This is a genomic window from Clostridium tepidiprofundi DSM 19306 (assembly GCF_001594005.1).
Classification (GTDB): domain Bacteria; phylum Bacillota; class Clostridia; order Clostridiales; family Clostridiaceae; genus Clostridium_AC; species Clostridium_AC tepidiprofundi.
In genome coordinates this window covers 1-8,249 of sequence record NZ_LTBA01000062.1, presented here as the reverse complement: position 1 = coordinate 8,249, position 8,249 = coordinate 1, and the positions used below count along the sequence as shown (strand labels likewise).

The following is an 8,249-nucleotide window of genomic DNA, read 5'->3' as shown; positions in this document are numbered from 1 at the left end:
ATAGGTGGAATAGTCTTATTATCAATATGTTTTTGAAAATAGACTAGTTTTCTTTTTCTTTTATCGAGCTTACTTTTTAAAGCATTCCTTTTCTTTTGAGATAATTTATCATTTTTTAACTGTTTTTCAACAGCCTTAACTTTCTTTTTATAATTATCTCTATTTTCTTTGAGTAATTCTCTCTGAGAAACTATTGTCTGTCTTGCACTTTCAACGGCATCTTTAGCTTGACGTATGTTTAAATTATATTTAGACATTTTTAAAAAAATAACTAGTCAGTATGTTAGTCTATTTTGCGAACTACTTCATCGTTGGAACCCATTGATAGAACCTACTATCAGCGGAACCCAACTCTTTGTATTTCACAAAATATACGTCGCATCTTTGACTCGTTATTTTCTTTCAAATGCCTTATGAGCTACTATTTTTTCTAATTCACCTTTTTTAATATTACCTTCTATCAACCTATTAAATGAAAATCTTATTGCAGTGCAAAATACTAACATCATATTATCAATTATTGATTTCTGTTTGTCGTTTAGATTTATCAATATTGCTCTCATTGTTGTTTTCATTAATACTTTGCACCTGCCTTTCTTTTTCTAATTCATTGATAGTTTTCTTTATTTTTCTTTCACCTCTTGCTCCATACAATCTAGCACTGAAACAACTAACTATACTTATTAAATCATTAACCATTTCTTCATTTGAGCACTTTAAAAATTATATACCAATACTATTTGTTATTAAATGTTACGATTTGTTATTATTTTTTTACAACTGTTGTTACCTCCTATTTGGTAATCATGTCTGCCGCATTATAAACTAATCATTGCAAATTACAGTATCATTATTGCAAATACAGTTCTATGCTAGTAACAACATTTACTTGTTATTTTTAAATATTTTATAAATATATCCTAGATAAGTATATCATAAAAATTACAATATAGAAATATTGCAATTTTGCTATCTTTTTTTAGGATTTCAGGGGACGGTTCATTATTAATATAAGTAAATAACTATGTCCAAATTATCTCTAATAACTTTATTAGAAGTAACCTATTTTTATATAAACATATTTTTATATAAACAAAAATAAAGTCATGATATTTTAGACATTTATATACTAAAACACATGACTTTTATACTTTTATCATTTATCAATTCTTTTTGCTTCAGGTGGAGTAGAGTCTCCACCTGAAGTCTTGATATTTTGCTTTAGCAAAACGAGTTCATAGAATATGAACTATATCTCTTGTTATATTAATACTCTTTTATATTACTAAGTTTTCTTTCAAATGCCTAATATGAAGTATATAAATATATTCATCTTTCATTTAATTTTTTATTTAGTTTGTTAATTTTTCTTTTCCAACTAAAATACTGTATAAACCAAATCGCCATATAAATAACAATAAATATCAATATATATACAAGTATTGCTGCGAAATTAAACTCTAACCATCTTGCTACTATAGAACAAGGTAAAAAAACTACTAATGTTATAATAAAATGTATCACTGTCTGTTTAGCTAAATTCAATTTTTCCACTTCAAATATAACTGAACTAGAAGCAAAAACAAACCCTATAATGATACTTACTATATATTGTATTAAATAAAGGTTTAAAGAACTCATAGCCCCATCAACTGGGGTTACAACCATCAACTTTCCATAAACTAATGAATATATAATTGATATAGTTGTACTAATAAAAACACCTATTGGTATACCTAAAAAGCCTCTTAATATTGCCTTTTTTAATATCATTAAATCACCTCATATTCCTAAATATTTTTTTATTTTAGATATATACCTTCTTGAAACATATTCTCGCTCTCCATTTTTGAAAACTATTTCAATAGTTCCCACATATGAAATATCTAGATTTTTTATTTTATCAATATTAACTATGCAAGATTTAGATATTCTAATAAATGATGTTCCATCATATATATTCTCTAATTCATAAAGCTTTTGTTTAATCCACAACTTTCCCTTTGTTGTTTTTGCATATACTTTCTGATTTTCGCTATAAAAGCAGTATATTTCTTCATCTTCAAGTAAAAATATTTTTTTATCTTTAATCCCTGTCAATATTCTGTTTTGTGAATTTGATAAGCTGTCAACTATACCCTGTATTTCATTTGTAATTTCATTGGTATATATAACTATATGAGTATCTTTCAGTTCAGGCTTAACTACAATTTCTACTTTCACTAAATCACCCCTTTCCTTCTCCTATACTTATATTATATTTCATTTAAATTCCAAAACAATCATTTATAGCTATGTGGTATTTTTCGATATGTAAATGGTATAAAAAATTAAGTGAATTCGTTTTGCTAAATCAAAACATAAGAAATCAGACTGGTAAAATATTAATTTAATAATACTATATAAAAAATAAGGTTCCAATAAGTCATTTTCTCCTATTGAAACCTTGATTTTTTCTAATATTACCTATTTATTATCATTTCTTTAAAATCTTTGCAAGTTTGTCTGATATTTTTTTCTCCTAAAATTGCTGATATAATAGCTGCTCCATCTACACCTGTTTCCATTAAAGATAATATATTGCTTTTGTTTATGCCACCTATCCCAACTACAGGTATATTAACTGCTTCTTTTATAGTTCTTAATTCATCCAATGTTACACTTTTTGCATCTTGTTTTGTTGAAGTTGGGAACATTGCTCCCACACCTATATAATCCGCTCCATTTTTTTCAGCTTCTATTGCTTCATCTAATGTAGAAGTAGATAATCCTATTATTTTATCTTCACCAAGAATATTTCTTGCTATTTCTAAAGGCATGTCATCCTGACCTATATGCAGCCCTTCTGCATCTACTGCAAGAACTATATCTAATCTATCATTTATGATAAGAGGAATATTATTTCTTGTTGTTAGCTCTTTTACCTTAAGGGCAATTTTATAAAAATTCAAAGTTGAAATATTTTTTTCTCTGAGTTGAATTAAAGTTGCTCCTCCTAATATTGCATCTTCAATACTCTTTATTAAATCTCTTTCTCCTAAAATTTCTCTATCTGTAACTAAATATAGACTATAATCTACTTTAGTTTTAACATTCATAAATTTTGCCTCCTTCTATAAAATCATCATCCTTAAGATTATAAATGTTATCAAATATTCTTACTCTGAATGTACCAACACCCTGATTTTCTTCTAAGCTTCTATAAGCTTTTTCCCCTGCAATGCCCATAGATGCTATTCCTGAAACTGCCGCTAAATAATAATCCTGTGAAACACCGCAAAAAGCACCAATTAATGCAGTGGTCATACATCCTGTACCTGTAACCTCTGCAAGCATTTTATGACCGTTTTCTATAGTACAAACTCTATTACCATCAGAAATAGTATCTTTTTCTCCTGTGATTGCTATAACAGAATTTAATTTTAAAGCTAACTCTCTAGCAATCTTTTTTGCACCTTTCGTTGTATCCTCAGAATCTACTCCTTTAATTTTTGCATCTATACCTGCAAGAATTTTGATTTCAGACATATTCCCTCTTATTACAGAAAACTTAACTTTATTAATCAATCTTTCTACAGTTTTTGTTCTTAAGGTTGTTGTTCCTATACCTACTGGATCCAATATGACAGGAATACCTATTTCATTGGCCTTTTTACCTGCCTTTATCATTGATTCAATAGTTCTATAATTTAATGTTCCCACATTTATAACTAGTGCTGAAGAAATAGATACCATTTCTTCTACCTCTTCAATATCATCTGCCATTACAGGGGAAGCGCCTAATGCCAATATTATATTAGCACAATCATTAACCGTAACATAATTTGTTATGTTGTGAACAAGTGGTTTTTTGCATTTTACATCTGACAAGATTTTTGAGATTTTTTCACATATTTCCATTTTGAAATCCACCTCCATAATACTGCATAAATTATTGATGTTATTATCATTACAGGAACTGTAGTTCCGATTATGAAATCAAATTTAATGAATATATAATAAAGTACAATGCCTATAATCCATATAATTACTGCACCAAAATTCACAATTACATCATCCTCTATGCTCTTTTGTTTCTTTATTACAAAATAATCTGTAAATAATACAGAAAACAAAGGTGCAAATACTGAACCAATGGCATAAAGGAAATTTTCATACTGTTCTATAGGCATTATAAGTGCAATTACCATTCCTATAACAGCCATGATTATAGCTGCATATTTTTCCTTAGCCCTAGGAAATATATTTAAAAAAGTTATTCCTGCAGAGTAAGCATCTAAAAAAGTTGTTGTTACAGTAGAAAGTCCAACTATCAATAGAGCTGTTATACCTAGATTTGCAGCCATCATTATAGCCCCCATATCTGTATTATCAAATACAACAGTTGCTGTAAATCCAATAATATACATCCATGAACTTCCTATAAAATAACCCAGCCAGCTTCCCATAACAGCTCCCTTTTTACTCTTTGCATTTCTTGTATAATCAGCTATTAATGGAAGCCATGAAAGAGGCATTATTATATTAAGTTCTATTGCTGTTCCTACTGAAATATCTCCCACAACTTCTTTTGTAAATAAACTACCATTTTTAAATACTACAAAGCTTAAAACAATGGTTAATCCAAATAATAATATTACAGCAGCAATATTAAGCTTTTTAAGTCCATTACTGCCAAGAGCAATCCATACACATATTAATAATCCAATAACAATACTCCATATAGTTGTATTGTCAAAAGACCATAAAGTTTTACTTATAAGATTTAAAGAACGTCCACCAGATATTATCATTACAGCTGTCCAACCTACAAGCTGTAATATATTTAAAATAGAAAAAAGATAAGAACCATAAAGTCCAAAGGATATTCTTGTAGACTTTATAGCAGGAAGATTTTCTTCTTCCCCGATTATTCCTCCCATAATCAAAATTGTGGTACCTATAACATGTCCAATTAATATTATTATAATTCCCTTTTTAAAGCCTAAAGGAGCTAAAAGTCCTCCTGTCATTATCTCAGCTATAGACATAGCTGCTCCAAACCAGAGAATTATAAAATTAAAACCTGTTAATTTATATTTTGCATTACTCATTTATCATACCAGCTTTCTTATAAAGTCCATAAAAATGATTTGTAGGTCCAACTCCCTTTCCAATTTCTAGAGAATGTTTAATTGCCATATTTATGTAATCCTTAGCATTTCCCACTGCTTCTTTCACTGAATATCCAAGAGCAATATTAGAAGCTATAGCCGAAGATAATGTACAGCCTGTTCCATGTGTATTCTTTGTATGTATTCTGATTCCTTTAAATAATTTTATTTCTTTTCCATCAAATAAAACATCCACAGCATCATCTTCAAGATGTCCACCCTTCACTAATACATTTTTAGGTCCCATATCATATATTCTATGTGCTGCTTCAATCATATCATCAATACCTTTAATATCCATACCTACTATTGCCTCAGCTTCATGCATATTAGGTGTAACTATATCTGCAATTGGAATTAATTCTTTAATTAAAACTTCTTTAGATTCAGGCTTTAAAAGATCATACCCACTTTTGGATATCATAACAGGATCGAGCACAATATTTTTAGCCTTATATTTTCTAAGTTCCTTTGCTATTGATTTTATAGTTTCTATCTGTGATACCATACCTATTTTTACAGCCTCTACTTCAATATCCTCATAAATAACCTGTATTTGTTTTTCAATAATCTCTTTATCAATATCCTGAACTGCATAAACCGCTTGAGTATTCTGTGCTGTAACTGCAGTAATAACAGACATTCCATAAACACCATGAGCAGAAAATGTTTTTAAATCTGCCTGTATTCCTGCACCTCCACAACTATCTGAACCTGCTATTGTCAATACATTTTTCATAATATTACTTCCTTTCTTAAATACCTCATTTTTAAATTCAATAATTCTTTTTATCGCCTTTAACAGAGCAAAAATAATATTATTCATGTCAACACTTATTTTTTATCTGCAAAAGTTTAGTTTCTTATAAAGTGAAATCATTTTGCTAAAGCAAAAGCTTTAATCTTCCACTTATAAAAGTCAGAGATTATAAAATCGATAAACTAAAAAACACGAACCACATAAGGATTCGTGTTAAATATCAAAAATATATTATTCTTCAACTTCCCTACGCTGGTATTATCCATATCAGGTATAAGGGTCAAAGAATTCATAGGTTCTTTATCTCAGCCGGCCTTTCCAGCCCCCCCAGTTACTTGTTTTTATTATTAATTTTTCTATAGTCAATTTTATCATAAAAAAGAACATTTAACAATAAGATTACGATTTAAATTCAATATACCATGTTTTTCTAATGAATCGTCCCTAATATACCTTAAATTCCAAAACAATCATTTATAGCTATGTGGTATTTTTCGATATGTAAATGGTATAAAAAACTAAGTAAAAACTAAAAAACAAGGGATGATTCACTATTCCACCCAGTATTTAGGCATTTTTCTAATGAACCGTCCCTATCTTTTCTATTAATTATTTTAATTAACCGTCCCTGTTTACTCTTTTTCCTTCAAAACTATATTAGCAATCACAGGATTATGATCAGAATACTTAAATTCCATGTCATACCCTTTTACACTTAAAACTTCAACATTTGGAGAAACTAGAAAACCATCTATCACCGATAAAAAATTTACTCCTCTTTCATATGGAATATCGGTTGATCTATTACTTGGAGTATTTTTATCCGCTACCCACTTAAATCCTTCTGGTTTAAAACTATGTGGAATATTAACAAGCCACTCTGGCCATTTCTGTGTTGTATTAAATATATTAGGATCTGTTCTAGGAATCAAATGATTCCAATCTCCTCCAACAATAATATAGTTACCTTTACTGTATTCTTTTATTAAATATTTTCTTAAAAATCCCAACTGCTGCTTTCTTATCTCTCCACCTTTATCATAAGCAGATAAATGAGAATTAATAACAATTAGTTCTTTTCCATCTTCTACAGGAATTCTACTTTCTGTGAAACATCTATCTAACATAGCTAATTGTTTAGGCCACTTTTCCTTGCCGGGGTATTGATATCTATTAGCTTCATTTATATTATATTTTGAAAAAACAGCTAATCCTGCCTTTACAGAACCATAAGGCTTAGTTATTGGAACGGGTACCCAAGGTACTTTGTAATTCCATGCAAAAATTGACGAATAATCATTTAAGCTTTCTTTAATTTTTTTATATTCATTTATATGGAAACTTCTTGTTGAATTTATATCTATTTCCTGAAGAAGTATTATATCAGTCTTATTTTTATTTAAAAACTCAATTATACCATCTAAATTCTCTATAGTTTTTTTCTTGCTTTCTGAGCGTGAACTGTTCCCTCCATCAAAAAAGAAATCTTGTCCACTATCTAATCCACAATACCCAATATTGAAAGTTAATAACGATATTTTATCGCCTATTTTTGCAACTTTTTTCTGATTATTATCGATATTTAGGTTGATAATTTTATCAGGCTTATAATCTGTAATTGTCATAAAAGTAAAATATCCCGCTATAATTATAAAAATAGCAATTATAAATCTTAATAAAACCTTTACAACTTTTTTCCCCATACATTATTTCCCCCCTCTTATAAATGAATGCATAACAATTCAATTATATAATTGTTAGAAAATTCAACACATTATGATTATAACATAATATGTATTATATTACGAATCATGTAATAATTATTTTTAGTGCAAATTTATTTCGTTATCTCTACAAAAATAGTCTCAAATCCGTTATAATAGTAACCATACTCACATATTAAATTTTTAGGAGATTATAAATGCGAAAAAAAATAATTTTAGTTCATGGATTCAATAAAAATAAAAAAGATATGAACACATTAGAAAAAAATCTAGAAAAAATGAATTACACGTGCACATCAGTTAACTTACCCTTAACATTTAAAGAAATTGAATATTGCACTCATATCTTTGAACAAAAAATAAAGGAAACTATATGTAATCTAAGAAAAGGCGAAAAAATTAATCTTGTAGGCCATAGTACAGGTGGACTAGTAATAAGACATTTTTTATCTACTACAAAACATATAAAAAAAATACACAGGTGTGTTTTAACGTACCTAGCAGAAGTCTCCCATCTTCTATAAGTGGGAGATGAATGCGTAAAAACAACTTGCTCCTATTATTTTATTTTTTTTGTACTAAAATAAAGTCAGCAGTAAATAATATAAATGA

At 28.4% G+C, this 8,249-nt stretch carries 9 protein-coding genes, 1 pseudogene and 1 riboswitch; of the genes and pseudogenes, 1 reads left to right on the top strand and 9 read right to left on the bottom strand.

Annotated elements, in window-relative coordinates; all coding sequences use genetic code 11:
* The 9 genes and pseudogenes from CLTEP_RS12660 to CLTEP_RS12620 all read right to left on the bottom strand — a co-directional run.
* Positions 1–257: pseudogene (locus tag CLTEP_RS12660) on the bottom strand (IS200/IS605 family accessory protein TnpB-related protein); the annotation flags it as partial.
* Between the two features lie 135 nt (positions 258–392).
* Entirely contained in the window at positions 393–575 is a 183-nt protein-coding gene (locus CLTEP_RS14930; protein WP_066827265.1) for a hypothetical protein, read from the bottom strand.
* Between the two features lie 754 nt (positions 576–1,329).
* A complete protein-coding gene (locus CLTEP_RS12650) occupies positions 1,330–1,773 on the bottom strand; it encodes a DUF3021 domain-containing protein (RefSeq protein WP_066827263.1) in 444 nt (147 codons plus the stop codon).
* A gap of 9 nt (positions 1,774–1,782) precedes the next feature.
* Positions 1,783–2,223, bottom strand: coding sequence for a LytTR family DNA-binding domain-containing protein (locus CLTEP_RS12645; protein WP_066827261.1), 441 nt, complete (start codon positions 2,221–2,223; stop codon positions 1,783–1,785).
* 239 nt (positions 2,224–2,462) lie between these two features.
* On the bottom strand, positions 2,463–3,098 hold the full coding sequence (gene thiE / locus CLTEP_RS12640; protein WP_066827259.1) for a thiamine phosphate synthase: 636 nt from the start codon (positions 3,096–3,098) through the stop codon (positions 2,463–2,465).
* Complete coding sequence (gene thiM, locus CLTEP_RS12635; RefSeq protein ID WP_066827257.1) at positions 3,088–3,900, bottom strand: hydroxyethylthiazole kinase; 813 nt, start codon at positions 3,898–3,900, stop codon at positions 3,088–3,090. Before thiM ends, thiE begins: the two co-directional genes overlap by 11 nt.
* Positions 3,858–5,093 (bottom strand): putative hydroxymethylpyrimidine transporter CytX, encoded by a 1,236-nt coding sequence (gene cytX, locus CLTEP_RS12630; protein WP_066827255.1) that lies wholly within the window; start codon positions 5,091–5,093, stop codon positions 3,858–3,860. The genes thiM and cytX overlap by 43 nt, the downstream gene beginning before the upstream one ends.
* Complete coding sequence (gene thiD / locus CLTEP_RS12625; RefSeq protein WP_066827267.1) at positions 5,086–5,892, bottom strand: bifunctional hydroxymethylpyrimidine kinase/phosphomethylpyrimidine kinase; 807 nt, start codon at positions 5,890–5,892, stop codon at positions 5,086–5,088. The genes cytX and thiD overlap by 8 nt, the downstream gene beginning before the upstream one ends.
* Positions 5,893–6,140: 248 nt before the next feature.
* A riboswitch (TPP riboswitch) is annotated at positions 6,141–6,252 on the bottom strand.
* A gap of 293 nt (positions 6,253–6,545) precedes the next feature.
* Positions 6,546–7,616: an endonuclease/exonuclease/phosphatase family protein gene (locus CLTEP_RS12620; protein WP_066827253.1), complete on the bottom strand. Its 1,071-nt coding sequence runs from the start codon at positions 7,614–7,616 to the stop codon at positions 6,546–6,548.
* 218 nt (positions 7,617–7,834) lie between these two features.
* Between CLTEP_RS12620 and CLTEP_RS12615 the strand changes: the two genes are divergently transcribed.
* Positions 7,835–8,161, top strand: coding sequence for an esterase/lipase family protein (locus tag CLTEP_RS12615; protein ID WP_066827251.1), 327 nt, complete (start codon positions 7,835–7,837; stop codon positions 8,159–8,161).
* Positions 8,162–8,249: the final 88 nt, after the last annotated feature.

What these genes read in the sequence shown, in the direction of transcription:
- CLTEP_RS14930 (WP_066827265.1), bottom strand. Translation starts at nt 575, where the DNA reads ATGAAAACAACAATGAGAGCAATATTGATAAATCTAAACGACAAACAG.
- CLTEP_RS12650 (WP_066827263.1), bottom strand. Translation starts at nt 1,773, where the DNA reads ATGATATTAAAAAAGGCAATATTAAGAGGCTTTTTAGGTATACCAATA.
- thiE (WP_066827259.1), bottom strand. Translation starts at nt 3,098, where the DNA reads ATGAATGTTAAAACTAAAGTAGATTATAGTCTATATTTAGTTACAGAT.
- thiM (WP_066827257.1), bottom strand. Translation starts at nt 3,900, where the DNA reads ATGGAAATATGTGAAAAAATCTCAAAAATCTTGTCAGATGTAAAATGC.
- cytX (WP_066827255.1), bottom strand. Translation starts at nt 5,093, where the DNA reads ATGAGTAATGCAAAATATAAATTAACAGGTTTTAATTTTATAATTCTC.
- thiD (WP_066827267.1), bottom strand. Translation starts at nt 5,892, where the DNA reads ATGAAAAATGTATTGACAATAGCAGGTTCAGATAGTTGTGGAGGTGCA.
- CLTEP_RS12620 (WP_066827253.1), bottom strand. Translation starts at nt 7,616, where the DNA reads ATGGGGAAAAAAGTTGTAAAGGTTTTATTAAGATTTATAATTGCTATT.
- CLTEP_RS12615 (WP_066827251.1), top strand. Translation starts at nt 7,835, where the DNA reads ATGCGAAAAAAAATAATTTTAGTTCATGGATTCAATAAAAATAAAAAA.